The organism is Ruegeria sp. YTSC230 (assembly GCF_059609665.1).
Genome location: NZ_JBXWMC010000014.1, coordinates 37,963 through 55,391, shown reverse-complemented (window position 1 = coordinate 55,391; position 17,429 = coordinate 37,963). Strand labels below are relative to the sequence as shown.

19 protein-coding genes and 1 pseudogene are annotated in these 17,429 nt (G+C 55.1%); 14 read left to right on the top strand and 6 right to left on the bottom strand.

Features of this window, described 5'->3' with window-relative positions; all coding sequences use genetic code 11:
• Positions 1–22: 22 nt before the first annotated feature.
• The gene (locus AC2FD9_RS21705; RefSeq protein ID WP_282121168.1) at positions 23–421 is read right to left on the bottom strand and encodes a MerR family transcriptional regulator; all 399 of its coding nucleotides are present in this window, start codon (positions 419–421) and stop codon (positions 23–25) included.
• Between the two features lie 99 nt (positions 422–520).
• Between AC2FD9_RS21705 and AC2FD9_RS21700 the strand changes: the two genes are divergently transcribed.
• Positions 521–844, top strand: a complete 324-nt coding sequence (locus AC2FD9_RS21700; protein ID WP_282121167.1) for a hypothetical protein — start codon at positions 521–523, stop codon at positions 842–844.
• Positions 845–848: 4 nt separating this feature from the next.
• Entirely contained in the window at positions 849–1,067 is a 219-nt protein-coding gene (locus AC2FD9_RS21695) for a GDCCVxC domain-containing (seleno)protein (protein ID WP_282121166.1), read from the top strand.
• 174 nt (positions 1,068–1,241) lie between these two features.
• On the opposite strand, the gene AC2FD9_RS21690 is transcribed toward AC2FD9_RS21695, so the two are convergent.
• Both AC2FD9_RS21690 and AC2FD9_RS21685 read right to left on the bottom strand, forming a co-directional pair.
• The gene (locus AC2FD9_RS21690) at positions 1,242–1,751 is read right to left on the bottom strand and encodes a nucleoside deaminase (RefSeq protein WP_142638752.1); all 510 of its coding nucleotides are present in this window, start codon (positions 1,749–1,751) and stop codon (positions 1,242–1,244) included.
• A 137-nt stretch (positions 1,752–1,888) separates the two neighbouring features.
• Entirely contained in the window at positions 1,889–2,566 is a 678-nt protein-coding gene (locus tag AC2FD9_RS21685; protein ID WP_142638754.1) for an ankyrin repeat domain-containing protein, read from the bottom strand.
• 147 nt (positions 2,567–2,713) lie between these two features.
• On the opposite strand from AC2FD9_RS21685, the gene AC2FD9_RS21680 reads away from it, so the two are divergent.
• Positions 2,714–2,965 (top strand): WGR domain-containing protein, encoded by a 252-nt coding sequence (locus AC2FD9_RS21680; RefSeq protein WP_142638756.1) that lies wholly within the window; start codon positions 2,714–2,716, stop codon positions 2,963–2,965.
• Between the two features lie 60 nt (positions 2,966–3,025).
• Here AC2FD9_RS21680 and AC2FD9_RS21675 read toward each other — a convergent pair whose 3' ends face one another.
• Positions 3,026–3,247, bottom strand: a complete 222-nt coding sequence (locus tag AC2FD9_RS21675; protein ID WP_185956720.1) for a hypothetical protein — start codon at positions 3,245–3,247, stop codon at positions 3,026–3,028.
• A 228-nt stretch (positions 3,248–3,475) separates the two neighbouring features.
• On the opposite strand from AC2FD9_RS21675, the gene AC2FD9_RS21670 reads away from it, so the two are divergent.
• From AC2FD9_RS21670 to AC2FD9_RS21620, 11 genes and pseudogenes are all read left to right on the top strand, one after another.
• A complete protein-coding gene (locus tag AC2FD9_RS21670; RefSeq protein ID WP_282121164.1) occupies positions 3,476–3,898 on the top strand; it encodes a DUF3768 domain-containing protein in 423 nt (140 codons plus the stop codon).
• 219 nt (positions 3,899–4,117) lie between these two features.
• On the top strand, positions 4,118–5,977 hold the full coding sequence (locus AC2FD9_RS21665) for a ParB/RepB/Spo0J family partition protein (RefSeq protein WP_282121163.1): 1,860 nt from the start codon (positions 4,118–4,120) through the stop codon (positions 5,975–5,977).
• A gap of 177 nt (positions 5,978–6,154) precedes the next feature.
• Positions 6,155–6,691 (top strand): hypothetical protein, encoded by a 537-nt coding sequence (locus AC2FD9_RS21660; RefSeq protein WP_282121162.1) that lies wholly within the window; start codon positions 6,155–6,157, stop codon positions 6,689–6,691.
• Between the two features lie 120 nt (positions 6,692–6,811).
• Complete coding sequence (locus AC2FD9_RS21655; protein ID WP_496838815.1) at positions 6,812–7,540, top strand: class I SAM-dependent DNA methyltransferase; 729 nt, start codon at positions 6,812–6,814, stop codon at positions 7,538–7,540.
• Positions 7,541–8,238: 698 nt separating this feature from the next.
• Positions 8,239–8,475 carry a hypothetical protein gene (locus tag AC2FD9_RS21650; protein WP_496838814.1) on the top strand — a complete coding sequence of 79 codons (237 nt, stop codon included), beginning with the start codon at positions 8,239–8,241 and terminating at the stop codon, positions 8,473–8,475.
• 473 nt (positions 8,476–8,948) lie between these two features.
• Positions 8,949–9,368, top strand: coding sequence for a hypothetical protein (locus AC2FD9_RS21645; RefSeq protein WP_282121161.1), 420 nt, complete (start codon positions 8,949–8,951; stop codon positions 9,366–9,368).
• Positions 9,365–11,200 carry a relaxase/mobilization nuclease domain-containing protein gene (locus AC2FD9_RS21640; protein WP_496727245.1) on the top strand — a complete coding sequence of 612 codons (1,836 nt, stop codon included), beginning with the start codon at positions 9,365–9,367 and terminating at the stop codon, positions 11,198–11,200. The genes AC2FD9_RS21645 and AC2FD9_RS21640 overlap by 4 nt, the downstream gene beginning before the upstream one ends.
• 86 nt (positions 11,201–11,286) lie before the next feature.
• Positions 11,287–12,324 carry a hypothetical protein gene (locus AC2FD9_RS21635; RefSeq protein WP_282121159.1) on the top strand — a complete coding sequence of 346 codons (1,038 nt, stop codon included), beginning with the start codon at positions 11,287–11,289 and terminating at the stop codon, positions 12,322–12,324.
• Between the two features lie 303 nt (positions 12,325–12,627).
• Complete coding sequence (locus tag AC2FD9_RS21630) at positions 12,628–13,335, top strand: IS6 family transposase (RefSeq protein ID WP_282121158.1); 708 nt, start codon at positions 12,628–12,630, stop codon at positions 13,333–13,335.
• A gap of 53 nt (positions 13,336–13,388) precedes the next feature.
• Positions 13,389–13,994: pseudogene (locus tag AC2FD9_RS21625) on the top strand (IS110 family RNA-guided transposase); the annotation flags it as partial.
• Between the two features lie 744 nt (positions 13,995–14,738).
• Positions 14,739–15,137 (top strand): potassium channel family protein, encoded by a 399-nt coding sequence (locus AC2FD9_RS21620; RefSeq protein WP_282121157.1) that lies wholly within the window; start codon positions 14,739–14,741, stop codon positions 15,135–15,137.
• Positions 15,138–15,283: 146 nt separating this feature from the next.
• Here the strand turns inward: AC2FD9_RS21620 and AC2FD9_RS21615 are convergent, their stop codons facing one another.
• Together AC2FD9_RS21615 and AC2FD9_RS21610 are read right to left on the bottom strand one after the other, a co-directional pair.
• Positions 15,284–16,183 (bottom strand): SMP-30/gluconolactonase/LRE family protein, encoded by a 900-nt coding sequence (locus AC2FD9_RS21615; RefSeq protein ID WP_282121156.1) that lies wholly within the window; start codon positions 16,181–16,183, stop codon positions 15,284–15,286.
• Entirely contained in the window at positions 16,180–17,118 is a 939-nt protein-coding gene (locus AC2FD9_RS21610) for an AraC family transcriptional regulator (protein ID WP_282121155.1), read from the bottom strand. The genes AC2FD9_RS21615 and AC2FD9_RS21610 overlap by 4 nt, the downstream gene beginning before the upstream one ends.
• Positions 17,119–17,429: the final 311 nt, after the last annotated feature.

Here is a 17,429-nt window from a genome sequence, read left to right as displayed (position 1 = left end):
TGATTCCGCCCAGCGGCCAGAGTCAGATATTGTCCATCGTTCTCAGTCTTTGCAGCATCGGGCATTGAACGTTTCCGCTATCACAATTGGCCGTAAGCTCACTCAAGGCGTGCTCCAGGCGTCTGAGCTCATCAATCTTGCTTCGAACGCTGGCAATGTGTGCCTCGGCCAATTCTTTCACTGACCGGCAGTCTTCCGCACTTCCTTCTGACAGCTCCAAAAGCGCCTTTGCGTCAGATAGAGGAAACCCCAGGTCGCGGCATTTCTTCAAAAACCGAAGTCTACCCACATCGTTTGCGGAATAGAGGCGACGATTGTTCAGAGCTCGTGCGGGTCTTGGTACGATACCTTCGCGTTCGTAATAGCGGATGGTTTCTACTCCGACCCCGGATTGCCGGGAAGCCTCACCTATCGCAATCATGTGAAGTGTCCCCTCTTGATCCTGTAGTAACTACAGGAGTTATACGCTCTGAATGCCGGTGCCTCAACACAATCAAATCGCCTACCCAAGGAGCGAGAGATGAAGAAGTATGTGACATTCAGCTACCTGGGATCGGTTTCCGCTCTGGGGGTGGCGGCATGCTGTGTTCTTCCAATGGCCATGATGTTGTTAGGCTTGGGTGGCAGTTGGTTGGCGGTATTCGGAAGAATAGCGGCGGCAAGCTACTATGTTCTCGCCATCTCAACAGCGCTGGTCGCGGTTTCATGGATCGTAGCGCATCGAAACGGGACGATGGCAAATCTGAAATGGTGGCTTGTTGGAAGCTCAGCGATCACCGCGCTGGCATGGGTCATCGTGTTCAATGAGGCTCAAATCAACGATTATCTAATCATGCAGATGTGAGACAATGACAAAACAAACTGTGGTGCTGGATAGCACTTTGACTTGCCCTGAGTGCGGGCACATTGAAACCGAGAAAATGCCAACCGAAGCGTGCCAGTGGTATTATGATTGCAAGTCGTGCAGGGCAGTCTTGAAGCCTTTAGAAGGCGATTGCTGTGTTTTTTGCTCCTACGCTACCGTTCCGTGTCCTCCTATCCAGTTAGGGGACGGCTGTTGTGGATAGCTTTTCTGTGGGTTGGTTTCTTTGACTGCGGGCAATGCCGAAAGAGTACAAGATCGAATATTTCGGGCCAAACCGGCCGTTCGGCACAGGGTTCTTGAACGACTGATATGGGCCGGACTTCCCACCGTGGGAGGCGAATGCAAAATGAAACGTTGCTGATGGCTGAGAACCATACTAACTGCAAAGCTTCGGGGAACTTGCGCTCGTGATTTTCCGGCCGTAGAACATCAGGCGGACTCCAGCCCAGTATGCCGCGGCTTCACACATGGGACATGGTCGGGAGGATGAGTACATGACCGATCCGGTCAAATCTCGGTGATTAAGGCGTCGCGCGGCATCCCTGATCGCGGCCATTTCAGCGTGGGCCGTGGGGTCTTGATCCAAGATGACCCTGCTCCATGACTGGCCAATAATGACATTGTCGCGCACCACAACTGCGCCATACCCTTGATCTCCATGGTCAATCGCATACTGACGCATCTCGAAGGCGCGCTCCATGAATGAGGCATCTTTGGGATCACTTGGCTGAGGTATAGCGTCGTCCGCACCCGAAGAAGTTTGGCCCAGGACAGAGCCACTCAAGCCGACCGTCAGCGCGCCAAAGCCTGATGCAGCAAGAAAGCTGCGCCTCGCGCAAACAAGCGCGCTGTAGCCGACCTGTTTACTTTTTCCGATCTTGTTCATTTTGCCGTTGTCCTTGGGATGTCTTCATCTTTGTCGCCACTCTACCACGCCGAGACCTTGACCCGAGGTCGGTCATATCCAAGCTGCCATCGGTGCCTGTCCGGTGAAACTCACCGCTTCCGCCTGCCGGACAGGCCTCAATCCTCTGTTCTCAGCCGCTCTGCCATCTCGGAAAATCCGCGAAGTTCGGCGTGTTCGAGTGGGGTAATTCCGTTACGATCGGCAAGCGATCTGTCAGCACCCGCAGCCAATAAGGCATCCAGAACCGCAAGATGATCCGGGCCGCCGTCGCCAAGCACAACGGCTTCGATAACGGCTGTCCAATGAAGATTGTTCACATGGTCCAGAGGCGCGCCGGCGGCGATCAGCCGTCTGACAATCTCGACATGACCGAGATGCGCGGCCGCGATAAGAGCGGTTCCGTCATAAGGGCTGGTCGTGAGGCCGGGATCGTTGCCGAGCTCAATGGCGAGCGTCATCAGTTCCGGATCATTTGCAACGGCCGCAATCGTGACCACGTCGTAGGCCTGATCTTCAAGTGCATTCATGTCGGCGCCAGCCTCAGCCAGTGCACTCAATGCCTCGTCCTCTGAAGCAAACGCGGCCACATGGGCTGGTGTGCGACCCCACGAGTCCCGCGCGTTGACGTTTGCCCCTGCCGCAACGAGTTGCCGGATCATTTCTTCGTTGCCGGTGTGAGCGGCTGCGAAGAGACCGTCGTATTGCGCGACCTCATCAGCCGAAGGCGGTGTCTGCGCCGCACCCGCGTTGGCGGCAAGACCCATCACGAAAGCAAATAGTAGAAAACGAAACATGGCAGATCCTATTACCTACATATTGGTCAGCTATAGTAGTAGCGGATGCATTCGATGTCATTTTCCGTTCAGGATCAGGGTCCTTTCCCGGGAATTGATTTCGCAATGTCATTGGACAGAAGGGCTGAATTGACCGACAATCGCGTCATGGAACTGACAGCAACGACACCTGTCCACCTGATCCATGTGGACCCCGACGTTAACATGGCGCGGTTCTATGGAATAGAGTTGCAGCCGACGTTGTTTGGCGAAGTTTCTGTTCTTCGTACCTGGGGACGTATCGGCACAAACGGGCAAGCCATGTTGGTGACGTACGAAGACGCAGCCCAAGCTAGTGAAGCGCTTCATAACCTTGAAAAGCAAAAGCTCCGACGAGGGTATGTTCCGGTCGGTGAGTGATTTCGGGCTGCGGCCTTTGTCCCTTGGCAAATCCCGAGCCAGCTGGCTCGTGACCGGGCTCTAGGTTTCAGTCGGCATGCCGGCTTCCACCCAGAACACCCCAGAATGATCTCCCTGTCCCAGTAGCCCCTGAACCGTCTCTTGCGAGCCGGGCAGGGGCTTTGGGTCATGGTCGGTCCATGCCGTGGTGATCTGCCCGTTCGGGTGACGATCCCTTTTGCGCTCCCGCAGGATCAAAGATCCTTTGGCTTCTTTTTTGTTGGTCAGGCGGGATTTGGGCAAGCCAAACGCCCCCCCGACGTCAGGGGGAAGGCGCGGCCTCCCCCCTCGGACAAGACAAATAGACAAGACCGTGTCCTCGCGCGTTGCGCTGCGGGCCGCACCACTCTTGTCGATTTGTCCTGTCTCGCCCCTCTCCGCGTTCGCCACGGGGCAGGTTTTAGAGACGACGCCCTTTCAGGGCTCGGCTCAAAACCAGCACCAAAGGGGATCAGCCCCGGAGGTCACACCATGAGAGGAGAGACGGTTTTGAACCTTGAGACGACAAATGACATCGAAAATGACACCAGCCTTCAGGCGGCAGAGATTGCGGTCCAGAATGACCTGTTTCGGAAAGCCCTGATCGATCCGACTACAGCGATTGAGATGCACTCCAACGGCATTCAGGGTCAAGTTCTCGTCACACCCGGCGTGTCAGGCGAAGGGATGGAGTTCCAGACCGCAGCTTTGAAGGCGGTGGCGTCGGATGACCAGTTCGATGAAGGCAATGACCCTTATGGTGATCACACATTCGGGACGGTGATCGTCAGCGGCCAAAAGCTGTTCTGGAAAATCGATCTTTACGACGCGGATTACACATACGGCTCCGACCGCCCGTTTGACCCCGCAGTGACGCGTCGCGTCCTGACCATCATGTGCCCCAGCGAATACTGATCCCAATCCCAAACCAGAAAGGAGGTGAACACCATGAGCAATGAAATCTTGCAGCAGCGTATCGCAGAAGCGTGGGCGCTAATCAGGAAGGGCGATGACTTCGACATCGGACGCCGCTTCCTGATCCAAAACGCAGCCGTTTAAGCGGCCTCGCTCTACCCCCACGAGGGGTAGGGCACCCTTAACACAAAGCAAAACACTCAAACAAGGATTTGCCCCATGAGCAAACTCGAAACATTCACCGCACCGGAAACCATCGAAACCGTCGCTCTGTCTGATCTGTACCTGTCGGACATCAACCCGCGACAGGAGGTTGCCGAAGAAGGCATTGCCTTGTTGGCCGACAGTCTTGTCATGTGCGGCCTGATCCAGAACCTCAGCGGTCTGCGCGACGCAGATGGCAAAGTTGCCATCGTCGCTGGTGGTCGCCGCCTGCGGGCTTTGACCATCGCTGTGACCGAGCGGGCCGATCTGGCACAGGTTCCCGTGAAGATCACAGACAATCCGTTTGTGGCCGAGCAATGGGCCAATGCAGAGAATACTGCCCGCGAAGAACTGGACCCGGTGGACGAGGTCCGCGCCTATGGCAAGATGGCGGAGAAATCCCTGTCTGTTGCCAAGATCAGCAACGCGTTCGGCGTGACCGAAGCCCATGTGCGCCGCCGCCTCGCATTGGCCGGTCTGCCTGCCGCCGTATTGGACGCGCTCAAAGCCGATGAGATCAGCATGGGGCTGGCCAAGGCCATGACAGTCAGCACCGAGGAAGAGAAAATTCTGGAGGTGCTGGAACAGGCCAAAGAGTGTCGGTGGTTTAGTGAGCATGATGTCAAACAGGCCCTGACCTCTGAGGCTGTCAGCAGCACCAACCGCAAGGCTGTGTTTGTCGGGCAGGAGGCTTATGTTGAAGCCGGCGGCACGGTCACCACCGATCTCTTTGCCGATGAGACCCTGTTCAATGAAGGTGAGCTACTGGACCGTCTCTTTGCTGAGAAACTGGCGACAGAAGCAGAAAAGCTGCGCGAAGCGGAAGGCTGGGACTGGGTGGACACCCATGACGAAAGCTACATTCCCTATCGGTTCTCGGGAAGTGAAGGCATGCACCGTCTGGAGATGGTGAGCCGGGACTTCACCGAAGAACAGGCCGAGCGGTATGACGAACTGGCCGAACTCTATGAGGCTGAGGCTCTGGATGAAGATGGCGAAAAGGAGCTTGCAGCGCTCGAAGACTATGCCGCGCCGTTTTACTCCGACGATCAGCGCATGCTGTCCGGTGTGTTTGTCTATGTCGGCAACACTGGCGAGATCAAAACATCCTCGGCCTATGTCGCGGCGGAACATCTCCAGGCCGCCATTGAGGCCGGTATTCTGGCCCCGGTCAAAGAGTCCGAGGCCAAAGAGAAACCAAAACCTGCCTATTCGCAGAAGTTCATCGACGACATGGTGGCGATCCGGCTGGCGGCGGTTCAAACGGCTTTGCTGGACAAGCCTGACTATGTGCTGAGCCTGTTTGCGTTCTTCACCACCCCGGCCTCCGGTCTGACCAGCACCTTGTTTGGCTTTGGCGGCGCTGAACGGAATACGCCGGAAATCGACGACCAGTTCATCCTCGACCCGCGTCTTGGCGGGGAGCGGGATGCGGCAGCAGAGGCAGCCTATGATCAGTTCCACGAAATGGCCGCACAAGGCAACGTAGAGGCGTTCAAAGCGTTTCGCGATCTGGGCAAGAAGACCCGCAATGGAGAGATCACAGCTTTTCTGGCCCGGCGGTTCCTGACCCAACGCCCGGAGTTCATGGGCGAGATCGAGGCTGAGATTGGTGCCGGCATGCGCGCGATCTGGACCCCCTCTGCTGAGAACTGCTTCAAACGGCTGAAAGGCTGGCAACTGGATGATCTCTACAAGGACCTGCTGGACCTGCATGGCGACACGGATATGTTCAAAGCCTTTGCGAAATCCAAGAAAGGCGCGAAGAACGAGGCGATGCACAAGCTGTTCAACGATGCAGAACATCAGGTGGCATTGGGTGTGTCAGAGGCACAGAAAGCGAACATCGACGCTTGGGTGCCGGATTGCTTCTGAACCCAATGGGGCAGGGCGCACAGCGCCCTGCCTATCAATCTCTGGCTGTGTCATCCTCAATGAGGAAAACTCAAAGTGGCATTGCGTGAACACCCCGTCGCGCATAGCTAACAGAGGTCGGTCACCCGGCTCATTCTCAAAAGCGATCACTTGATCAAAACGGATTTGGATAGACCCATGGACACCACTTCGAACAAGCTCGAAAAAGCCGCTCGCCGTGTCTGGAAATCCGCGCAGATGTTTGTCGGGTTTCATACGGATCAGAAGGGCAAACCGCGCGAACAGCCAAAGCTCTGGCCGCCGAAAAACGGGAGCGCGTCGATCCATGGTGACCCCAGCGCGCAAGAGGCCATCGTTGTTGTGAAAGCGGCTGATCCAGAGGCGGCACAGGACGTGCAGATCAAGCTGCATCCGAACCGTATTGTTGTGCGCCGCGATGCGGAAATGTGGTGGCAGGGTGTCGCCGTGGATGAGCATTCTGTGACGGTCCGCATGGCCGACAACACGATCATCGAAATCCGACATGACGGGTCGGTCATACGCCGCTCGGCGGAAGATGAAACCCATGTTGAAGCCGATGGCAGTATCTTCAAGTTCACCGAGTTTGCCGAGGCGCATATGACGGGTGACGGGGTGGAAATGACCCGCCGCACCGAGGATAGGATCGCTACGATATCAGCCGACGGTGTTGTCGATCGCGCGCGCAAGCGTTAGCCTGGTTTCAATACCTCGAGACTTTCCTTCGGTTAAACTTGTGGCCCGCTTCGGTGGGCCTCTTTCTTGCGGGAAAGATTGTCGGCAGAGGCTTGCCGAAGTCGCCTCTATTCCTTCCATATGCCGTTCCAAACCCATGTTGACTGTTGTCGCCAACCTAGCCAATGTCGCGCGTTCGTATCGATGCGTCTGCCTCAGCGTAGATGTGTTGGAGCCGATGAAATCCCACAAGGAAGCGTAAGCAACATGACCGATGACTGGAACGACTATGCGGATGGCTGGGACGACAACAGCGACGTTAGACGCTACGCAAACCACGCTTTTGCCTCGCTCGACGACCACTTGAATCTTCGTGGGAAGGATTGGCGATCAAAACGCGTGCTCGACTTTGGATGTGGTACCGGATTGCTGGCGGAGAAAATTGCACCGCATGTGGCGGAAGTTTTCGCGGTTGATACTTCGGAGAATATGATTGACGTCCTTCAGAACAAACAGCTGCACAATGTCAGGGCCGTTCACGGAGATATGCTGGCTGGAGATGTTCCGGAATTAGGGAATGAGTTTTCAGAATTCGATTTGATCTGCGCGTCTTCCGTTTGCGCCTTTCTTCCAGATTACAGTGGCGCCGTGGCAGTACTGGCGGGTTTGCTCAACAAGGGTGGGCATTTTGTGCAGTGGGATTGGCAAGCGTCAGATGATGACGGCTTTGGATTGACGCTGAACCAAATGAAGGCCGCGCTGGAGGCGGCACGACTAGGCTCCATTCGGGTCGAACAAGTATTCGAAATCAATTCTGATGCGCGGACGATGCCGGTTTTGATGGGAGCGGGCATTCGCAATCCGGAATGAATTTGAGTGTGGATGGGTGACAACCAGTGCGTCCAGTTAGCCGGCCATTGATATTGCTCAAGTGCGTTCAAGACTTTCGGATGAACAGGTACCCTTTCCTTGAAAGCTTCGTGCTCCAGTTCGCCCGATGAGCCTGGACCAGGCAATTCTGCTTCTGGCAGCGAAGCTCAAGTCTGAGTGGTGGCGGAAGTTATTTGGTCAGATTCCACCCCGCCAAATTGAGTCCGGCTGATCACCTGATCCGCGCAAGCGCGGACTAGGGCCGGACCGTCCGGTCTTTGGCCTCCGCCAATTCAACAGGGCGACTTGCACCGCTAGCGGCCCTCCATTCTTTAGGACGAGTGTCATACCGGTTGAGAAAGGACACCCCGCACTCCGCACTCGAAACTGTGCGCCGCGCCTGCGTCGGACCGAAGCAATGTTGCTGCCATAAACTACATCGCTACGTTCAAATGACCCGCGTGCAACGATCCCAGAAATTTTTGCCTTTTCACTTGGCCTGACAGTTTCAAACTCGTTGCCTCAGAAAATCCTAGGCTGCCGTGTTTCTGAAGGGATGAACATAAGCGGGCAGTCGGGGAAGACGCGCGGTGCCCGGTCCGGGCATCGCGCTTCAACAGGGGATTTCCCCTGCGCCTGCGGCGCATTCCGCGCGGACCAAATTCCCTGCTGACGTCCCCTTGATGCCCGCTTTTCCCATGTTCACCGAAACACGTCATAGCGAGGATCAAACAATGGCAACTCAAACTCTGAAACTGAACGTCAAGACCGGTGAAAAAGAAGGCAAAAACTTCTGGGATCGTTGCGGGGTTCTCTTCGTCAACACCGATGAGACTGGCAACATCACCTCGATCCAGGTCAAGCACAGCATGTTCCCCGGCGTCGAGATGGTGGCCTTCCCGAAGCGCACCGATGACGATCCCGTCACCGAATGACATAAGGGCAGGGCGGCACAAGCCGCCCTTTCTTCTGCTCCGGCCAAAACCCGGACCACAGATGCGCCACGTGTGGCGCGCGGTCCAAGGACCGGGCAGGGGCGGTGACCTTCCGCGGTGCGGCAGCTCTCAACCCTGCCACACCCGCCGCGCATGCGGCGGGAAACAGAGCGCGCTGAGGCGCGCGAATAATGCCATACTGACCTTGAACGTGCCGGTATGTGACGGGCGCTGTTCGGGGCAGCCCACGCTTTGCGTGATTGCCCTGCGCCAGTCCACCGGCACCCACGCCTGCTGGCTGGAAAAGGGGCGGGACCCTTTTCCCGGCGTGGAGATTGCCTCCAAGAGCAAAACTGTTCCGAGGGCAATTTTAGAAAATGCGGATTTCTAAAATCACCCCCGGTTTCCTCTTGGAGAGTATGACAGGATAAGGTAGTTGTGTTACAAACTGAAAATACAACCAGAGGTATGCATTGAGCAAGCCCGCCGATACCACTGTCTTTTCCGTACGCTTGCCAGTGGATGCGCTGGAGCGTTTGGAGGCAGCTGTAAGTGTGCTGGGAGCCAAGAGCCGCAATCAGATCATCCAGCGTCTGATCTATCGGTTGATCGGTTATCTCGATCCCGACCCTGCTGTTGTGGATCTCTGGCAGAAGCACTTGCGGCAGGTTCAGGGTGGATACACCAACCTCAATCAGCTTGCGAAATCGGCTAAGCGCGGCACGGTGATCTGGACGGATGACGACCGCCGCGATGTCGAAGATCTCCATCGCGCGATCATCCAGCACCGGCAAGATTTGAAGGCGATGATCACAGCGGCCCGCCGAAACCGAGAGCCAGAATCCGCCATTCGCCGGATCTTGCGCGACGACGATTGGACACCAGAAAAATGAACGCCGCAGCCCACGGTCTGACAGCCGGAGACTTCCTGGAACTTGCCTTCCGTGAGGCTCAGAAGGGTGTCGATCGTTCCAAGCGGATCAATCAGCAACTGCAGACAGCCAAGCGTATGAAGTTCATGGTTTCGCGGGCGTCGTCCATCAAGGCGCGGCTTGGTGCCGTGCTCGGAAAGCCCGAGGCGGTTGTGAAACACGTCCGCAAAGGCGGGGTGAACAACGCGCATGAGCTGCGCCGCCAGATCAACTATCTGACCGTCAGGGCAGAGGGTGTGTTGGACATCCGAGACAATGGCGTTACCCCGCTCGATGCCGATCAGGTCAGTGATTTGATCGAGACTTGGGCAGAGGATTTCAACGGGAAAACCAACTACGGATATACCCGCCATATGATCGTATCCTTCCCGGAAGGGACTTATCCGGATGCGGCTCATGAGGCGGGTCTTGAGTTTGCAGATCGTCTGTTTGGAAGCGGTGATTTTGGCGATACCTGGGACTACCTGACGGTGTTCCACAACGACACTGACAACCCCCATGTCCACATCGTTGTGAACAACCGAGGCGTCGAACGTGGGCAGTGGTTGGCTATGGGAATGAGCAGCGAAATGAACATCGACGTTCAGCGCTCTATCCAGGTCGAGGTCGCTGAGGAATACGGAATTGAGCTGACCGCGACGACCCGCGTTGAACGCGGTTTGCGGCAGGAAGTTGAGACCGACACTTGGAAAGTTCAGGCCGGAATGTCGGTTGTTGAAAGCACTCCGGAAGTCGAAGTTATGGCCCGCGACATGGCCGCCGATGTGATGACTCTATCCATCGCAAGAATGTCGGATCTGTTTGATGAGCGCGCCAACGCCGTCAAAGACCGGATCGAAGAGTACGCCATCATGCTCGTTGAAGGAGAGGAACCTATGGTATCGAGAATGGAACATCTGCTGGATCAGGCCCATCATTTTGATGATTACGGCGAGCCAGGAGACCCGTCTTACGTGTCGCCCGAAGTCATGAGCAACTTGCGGCGACACATCGAATTAGGCGGTTCTGAGTTAACAATAGCACCCGAGCTGAAGGCTAAGGTTGTTGCCCATATCAGCGACGTTCGGGACAACGAACAGAGCCATCCGTATCTGTCTGCCCTTGCTGATATTGTCGATGACAAGGCGTTCCAGGCGTCCGCTGATTATGCCCCGGCAGCACGCCGCTACGAGGTCTATATGCAGGACACCTTGGGTGAGGGGGCCTATGAGGACTTCCAGACTCAGACCAAAGATTTGTTGCAATCCATCGACAAGATGGAAGGGCTGGCCCGTGAGGTTGACGACCCTCATTTGCGTGTCGCTATGGATATTCAGATTGGCGAGCTGAAGGGCGACGTGGCGGATCTGCGCACCAACGATCCGGACCTTCAAGCCTTCATCATCGAGGACCGTAGCTATTCAACGATGATGGGAACGGGCACCGCCGAAATGGATGTCTTGGATTACCCAGAGGCCGACAAGTGGGCGGCGATCCGCAACGAAGTCAGCGACACGGCCAGCAGCTACGGCCTCGATGGTGAGGCGTTCGTTGCCCGTTTTGGCGACCATCAGAACGTCACTTTGGGCACAACAATGGGATGGCGCAGCGACGATATTTCGACCGCCGCAGCCCACTTCCAGGCTCAAGGATTGTCGGACAGCCACGACCGCGCGGAGGCCGTTGTTGACGAGCTGCACCAGCTTGCTTCTTCCAAGATCATCGCAATCTCAGAAGAACTCTCAGAGGTTCACGCCCACGCAACACACCCGCTGTTGCAAGGGCGCGGTGACGATGACGGACACAGTTTATAACACTTCACCCGGTCTGCCTGATGAGCGCGCCAACGCCCCAGGCAGAACCCTCACAGAGTTTTCCATCAGCTCGCCAAGGAACAACTATGGTTTCGCGTACAGACTATCTTTTGAACGAAGTCGAACACTTCGCACCCTATTCCCAATTTGATCAATCCGCCCCGCGCGAGGATCGCGTTTCAGAGCAGATCAACATTATCAAGAAAGAACAGCGGGCGATGGGCTATGATCGTGCCGCCATCGCTTCAAACAGCTTCGACATCGAGGACCAGGCGAGCCGTCGTGTAGATGAACATACGGCGCAACAAGATCTGGTCGAAGAACTGAAAATCGAGTTAGAGCCTGCGGAGCGGTCAGGGGAGCCCGTTGATCTGAGCGATATGCAGGCTTTGGTTTCTCAGCACATGAACGATGCTCAGGAATACGACCTGTTTCACCCCTACTATTCGTCCCTTGCGGATCTGTCCGGCGACAAAGGTTTTCAGGATTCCGACGAATACCAGTCTCCCGGTGATCGCTATGTTCAGTATATGCAATCCGCTCTGGGGCAGGCCGGTTTTGAGAACTACGAACAGCAGACCAAGGATATTGTGAACTCTATCGAGAATATGGAAGCTCTTGCACGAGAGGTCGAAGATCCGCACTTACGTGCCGCCATGGACGTGCAGATCGGCGAGCTAAAGGGCGATGTTGCAGAATTGCGCCCATACGACACTGACCTGCAGGCGTACGCTGTTACTGATGACAGTTACACCACATCCATGAATGCGGCCGAGTTGGACAACCTGGACCCGTCCGACGCCGAAAAATGGCTGGCAGTGCGTGACGACATTGTTGCAACCGCCAACAGCTTCGGACTCGATGGAAACAAGTTCCTGGCTCGCTACAACGATCATGACAGCGTTTCAGTCGGCACAACGGCGACTTGGAAAGGCGCGGACATTTCCACCGCTGCTGCCCACTTCAACAGCCAAGGCGTTCCGGACAGCTACGAGCGCGCCGAGACCGTTGTCGGTGAGCTGCACCAGGTTTCATCCAGCAAGATTGCCGCCGTGGTGCAAGAGATTGCCCATACCCGCGAACAGGCTACCCACGTCCATGAGTATGATGGACACAGTCTGTAATTGCCGAGCAGAAGGTATTTATTGATGCAACAGGGCTAAATTCAGGCTCGGCGCAAAACAGGGCGGGATGGAATCTTCCGTACAGGATTTTTGGAAAACGACCCTTCGCTGCCGTTGACGTGTGCGACCGCAACGCGGACGGAGTTGCCGTTTGCTTTCGCGGATATTACTGACGCAGCATTTGCTCGCACTTGCAGCACGGCCATCTTTGCACTGCAGCCGAGGTCACTAGAGCGGCCATTGTAAACGGGACTGTTGCATTAATCGGCAACTTTGGTGACTTTCAGTGTGTTGGGGTTGCTAATGTCCCGTAAATCGCCATTCAAACACCTCCGCTTCCCGCGTAAGATTATTCTGTGCGCTGTTCGTTGGTATCTTCGGTTTCCACTGTCCTACCAAGACGTTGTCGATCTGCTGGCCGAACGGGGCGTAGACGTTGACAGGTCGACAGTCTTTCGGTGGGTTCAGAAGTTCGGCCCTGACCTGGCCAAACGAACTGAGAAACACCTGCGCCGTGCTAGCGTCGACTGGCACGTAGATAAAACCTACATCCGCGTCGGTGGCAAGTGGCGCTACCTTTGGCGCGCTGTCGACGCCAACGGCCAGATGGTTGACTTCTGGCTCACAGCCCGGCGAGATGCAAAAGCCGCCAAGGCCTTTCTGAACAGGGCCATTGAACGCGTCCGCTTGCACAGGCCCGTGACCATCGTGACTGATAAAGCCCCCGCCTATCGGCGTGTGATTCACGAAATTAATCGTCGTTATGATCCGCGCTTCGACAGCATTCGGCACATTGACCGAAAGTGGCGAAACAATCTGATTGAGAGCGATCATGCGGCACTGAAACGGTTGCTCGAATACCGCCAAAGCTTTCAATCCTTGCGATCAGCAAAGGCGACCCTGAGCGGCAGAGAAACAATACGAACCATCAAACGCGGCCACATCTATTACAAGCAACCAGGCGTCATCGCGGAGATCCAGTTCATCGCGCGGCTGTTTGAGACCGCTTGATCCGAAGGCATTCGACCGCATCAATCCGACCTCGGAAGATTAACGCAACAGTCCCTCGCAGCCTGCTCGCCGAGTTTGGTGTCATCATACCACAAGGAACCGGAGCCGCGGTCAAATACGCCTAAGGTGTTCTCGAAGGAGAGAACCCGGCCCTACCGCAGATCGCAATCGATGTTCTCAGACAACTCAGCCACCAACTGGTTGCGATGCACCTCCGGTTCCGTCGGTACGTGATGCGCATGCGGCTTCACTCAAAACTGGACAAATGGGTTATGCTTCTGCGGACGATCCCAGGCGTTGGGCCTGTCACTGCTTCAGCCATTGTTGCGACAGTCGGCGATGCTAAACAGTTCAAGAATGGTCGACAATTTGCGGCATGGTTTGGTCTGACGCCCTTGAACTTTTCGAGCGGCGGAAAGGAAAGATTAGGGCGCATTACAAAGATGGGCGACCGGTACATCCGGCGCCTTTTGGTGACCGGCATGACCGCGCGATTGCGACAAATGAAAGTGAATCCTGACCGCGTCGATCCATGGGCGATCGGTCTTCTCGAGCGCAAGCCCGCTCGACTGGCGACCGTCGCGATGGCGAACAAGACCGCACGCATTGTCTGGGCGGTGCTGACCAAGAACGAATATTATCGACCTCACGCAGCCTAAGAAAAGTAACACCCGAGACAGAAAGACCTTTGAAATGATGGCGCACAGTCAGCCCGCCAACCAAGACACCCCGTCGAATGTCCGGGACACATTGTTGTTCGATAAGCCGTTTGGGACTTGGCCGCGGAAATCATTAGGGCCAGAGGCTACGAGTGCCGCGCAAACAGGCCGGACACACGTCTGCTTCTGACCAGTGCAAAATTACGTCAAAAATGTCTTGCTATGCAGGAGCTATCCACACAGGCCATTCGGCTTGCCGTGCGGAAGTTTATTTTGCGGGACGGCGCTGGCCTGGGAAAAGCCGCCGTTCAGGTGTCCATGGATAGGGCTGCACCAGCCCAAAAACGACGTTATGTTTCGGCTGGATGCGCGCGTTGTCTGTGTTCGTCGCACAAGCGGAGATACAAAAATCGGCAGATGCATAAACAGGATGCACCATAGAAACGCTGCAAACCTGCCCGAAATGGTTGCCTCACTTTAGGCAGCACACGTATATTTGGGCGTCCGGCAAGTTGGTTGTGCACTAGGTCCACTGCCCATCTTTCAATGCTTTGCGGTGTTTCGGCTCGATCCTTCCAAAGTTTGGCTTTGACCCGGCGCTCCGCGGTCTCCTGTTCTGTCGAAAGTACCACAGGTTCGGACCGCCCCTGACATTCCCAAAATATACCGTCATTGCCTACACCTGAAATCTCGTGCATCAATTGGTTTTGTAGGACACTTGGTTTGGTGGGAGCACCCTTGTTCATGATGTCGCTTGGCCTGAATTTACTTCGCCTACTTAAGGCAATTGGACGCTCTTGGAGCATTCCCGATTTTCGAGCTGGATTTGTGCTCGCATCATTGATTCTTTTTTCAGGCACCGTGTTTTATCGTAGCGTAGAAGGCTGGAGTTGGACGGACTCACTCTATTTCAGCGCCACCACAGTATCCACGGTAGGTCTGGGCGATCTGTCGCCGCAGACTGATCTGGGGAAGATTTTTACCGTCGTTTACATCTTTGTCGGAGTGGGGGTTTTCGTTTTGTTGTTTACACAATTTGCTCGGGCTCTAACCCATGTTGAGAATGAGAGAGTTTTAAAGGATAAGGCCGCAAGCACAGAGGCTTTGAAGCCAGCACACTCGCCTGAATCAGACACTGAGTGATATTGATCTATCCCTCCTTCGCAGTGCCAGAGGCGATGAGCCTCTTTCATTTTGGCCACGCCGAATTGAGAAGTGAGCGATCTACGTATTAAGGGAAAATTTCTCGTTGGCTCATGCAGTCTGGTCCAGACCAATGACTTAACATGCTATTGGGGGATGACGGATCGTGGATAACCCGCGCCGCGAACATCGACTTCTGCTATCTCTATTCGGCCGTTTTGTTGCGCCATCGCAAGTGGATCACCGGTGCAAACAAAGAGGGTTGTGCCATTTTGGCCACCGAGCATACATGCAATTCCACCTTGAGAGATCACAACCTCATCAACCTGCTTACCCGTAGGAGAGATACATCGGACTTTGGCCTCAAGCGGGTTAGCAACCCATATGTTACCAGCTTCGTCTAGACATATTCCGTCTGGAGCGGACTTGCGTGTGAAGGTTGCTTCGAAGTCTTCAATCACGCCGAGGTTATCAAAGGCGACGTGTACATAGTGTTCCAAGAGACTGTTATCAGAGCCAAATTTCAATTGCGACAGGCGGCCTGCGAATGACTCTGCCATGGTCAGCGTTCGCCCGTCGGGCGTGATAGCAAGGCCGTTTGGAAAGGGCAGCTCGTCGCAGAGAACACTTGCGGTTCCGTCTGTTTCCACAACAATAAGTCGCCCTGACTGGTAAGGATCGACACCGACCTGAAAGCCGCTGTCTGCGATGAAAATTCGGTCGCCTGGCCCAACAATCAATTCATTGGGGTAAGCTGCAATGCCGTCAAGATCAAGGAAGGTTGAGAACGCTTCGTCATCAGGGCCGCGCTTGAGGATTTTTCGATCGAACGCAGCAGCTAACACCGCCGTACCATCGGACAGAAAATCCATTCCAGCGGGTCCACCAGAGACCGGGATATGTAGTGTTTGCGTTCCATCTAGAGAGACAGACCTAACTCCAGACTTTTCCGCAAAGGCCTCCGTTATCCAAAGCTCTCCAGCATGCCAGCGCGGGCTTTCAGGCCAAACTAAGCCCTCGCAAATAACTGTTGTCTCGTTTGTCATGTGTTCATCAACGCCTCGTTTTGGGTTTGATTAAGAACCTCAGATGGGAGTTCACCGAACTGTCTGAGAAAACACTCCGCAAAACGCCCTGATTTGGTGAAACCCGTTTCCAGAGCGACTTGCTTCACCGAGTGTGGCGGATTGTCTTTGTCGGTTAATCTTTCGCGTGCGGCGCTCAGCCTGAATGCCATAAGGCATTTGTACGGCGCCAAGCCGTGAACCTCTTGAAAACACTCAAAGAGACGGGTTTGACCGACACGCGTTATCGCGCAGATTTCTGAAAGACTGGGTACGGAACTAGAGTGCGCGAGTGTAAGCTGGCGTGCCTCGGCAACCACATCTACGGCGCGACGGCTTAGTCCTCTTGTTACTGCGTTCGCACTTTCGGCCGAACGGAATTCCATAGCCAAAACATCTATGAAGTCGCGCTCAGCAACTTCAGGCATAAAATGTAATTCTTGGCGAGCCCCTAGTGAACGCTCCACCTCCATCGCGGCGTGGATCTGCCCCGCAACGGCTTGCAACAGGACAGTGCTCGGCTGAATAATAGATGCGCCAAATTCGAAAGAGCTATCACACCCGCCATTCATGGATCGCATTGCTGATTCAATTGCTTCGCGTGTTGCTCCCAAAGTGATGGCGTCACGGTTCTCGCCCGCTGTCGAGTAGCCGTTCAAACAGTCTGCGAGAAAGGCATCGCCCTCGCTGACTTGGTATCCATCAAAAACATAGTCCCCGCTCCACGTAAGAGGGATATGCAGGGTGATCCAATTTGGATCCGGAACATTGTAGGCGGTATAAGCTTGTGGCACATGCATGCGCGTGATCACGCAATTTCGTCCTGCCATCTTGAAAGCGCGCATCGTTGGGCGGCGATTACCCAAAAACACGATACCGCCTTCGACAACCGGCAGCCCGATGTTTTGCTCGCGCATAGTTGAAATTGCGCGCAGGCCCAATGTCCTCCCGAGGTCCGAAGGGGCAAACAAACCAGATTGTGTATCAAAATCACTTATCACAGCAGATCAAAAACCAATCTTTACAGAAATCAACAACAAGCCGAAGAACCTGCGCAATATAGTTGCGCAGATGGCGAAAAAAATTGTGTTTACCAACAATGGAGCATGCCTTGATGTCTGTCACGACAAAAAATCGTGTGAAAATCTCGTGCAGGTTGATTTGATGGGGAGATGATCCTCTTACTTGACCTCCGTAATTGAGCCGCTGCCGGCTTCGAAACGGCGCA

Coding starts and splice junctions, on each gene's coding strand:
- AC2FD9_RS21615 (WP_282121156.1), bottom strand. CDS start 16,183: ATGACAAACGAGACAACAGTTATTTGCGAGGGCTTAGTTTGGCCTGAA.
- AC2FD9_RS21700 (WP_282121167.1), top strand. CDS start 521: ATGAAGAAGTATGTGACATTCAGCTACCTGGGATCGGTTTCCGCTCTG.
- AC2FD9_RS21610 (WP_282121155.1), bottom strand. CDS start 17,118: ATGCGCGAGCAAAACATCGGGCTGCCGGTTGTCGAAGGCGGTATCGTG.
- AC2FD9_RS21620 (WP_282121157.1), top strand. CDS start 14,739: ATGATGTCGCTTGGCCTGAATTTACTTCGCCTACTTAAGGCAATTGGA.
- AC2FD9_RS21705 (WP_282121168.1), bottom strand. CDS start 421: ATGATTGCGATAGGTGAGGCTTCCCGGCAATCCGGGGTCGGAGTAGAA.
- AC2FD9_RS21655 (WP_496838815.1), top strand. CDS start 6,812: ATGCCGTTCCAAACCCATGTTGACTGTTGTCGCCAACCTAGCCAATGT.
- AC2FD9_RS21635 (WP_282121159.1), top strand. CDS start 11,287: ATGGTTTCGCGTACAGACTATCTTTTGAACGAAGTCGAACACTTCGCA.
- AC2FD9_RS21650 (WP_496838814.1), top strand. CDS start 8,239: ATGTTCACCGAAACACGTCATAGCGAGGATCAAACAATGGCAACTCAA.
- AC2FD9_RS21680 (WP_142638756.1), top strand. CDS start 2,714: ATGGAACTGACAGCAACGACACCTGTCCACCTGATCCATGTGGACCCC.
- AC2FD9_RS21685 (WP_142638754.1), bottom strand. CDS start 2,566: ATGTTTCGTTTTCTACTATTTGCTTTCGTGATGGGTCTTGCCGCCAAC.
- AC2FD9_RS21695 (WP_282121166.1), top strand. CDS start 849: ATGACAAAACAAACTGTGGTGCTGGATAGCACTTTGACTTGCCCTGAG.
- AC2FD9_RS21640 (WP_496727245.1), top strand. CDS start 9,365: ATGAACGCCGCAGCCCACGGTCTGACAGCCGGAGACTTCCTGGAACTT.
- AC2FD9_RS21690 (WP_142638752.1), bottom strand. CDS start 1,751: ATGAACAAGATCGGAAAAAGTAAACAGGTCGGCTACAGCGCGCTTGTT.
- AC2FD9_RS21670 (WP_282121164.1), top strand. CDS start 3,476: ATGAGAGGAGAGACGGTTTTGAACCTTGAGACGACAAATGACATCGAA.
- AC2FD9_RS21660 (WP_282121162.1), top strand. CDS start 6,155: ATGGACACCACTTCGAACAAGCTCGAAAAAGCCGCTCGCCGTGTCTGG.
- AC2FD9_RS21665 (WP_282121163.1), top strand. CDS start 4,118: ATGAGCAAACTCGAAACATTCACCGCACCGGAAACCATCGAAACCGTC.
- AC2FD9_RS21630 (WP_282121158.1), top strand. CDS start 12,628: ATGTCCCGTAAATCGCCATTCAAACACCTCCGCTTCCCGCGTAAGATT.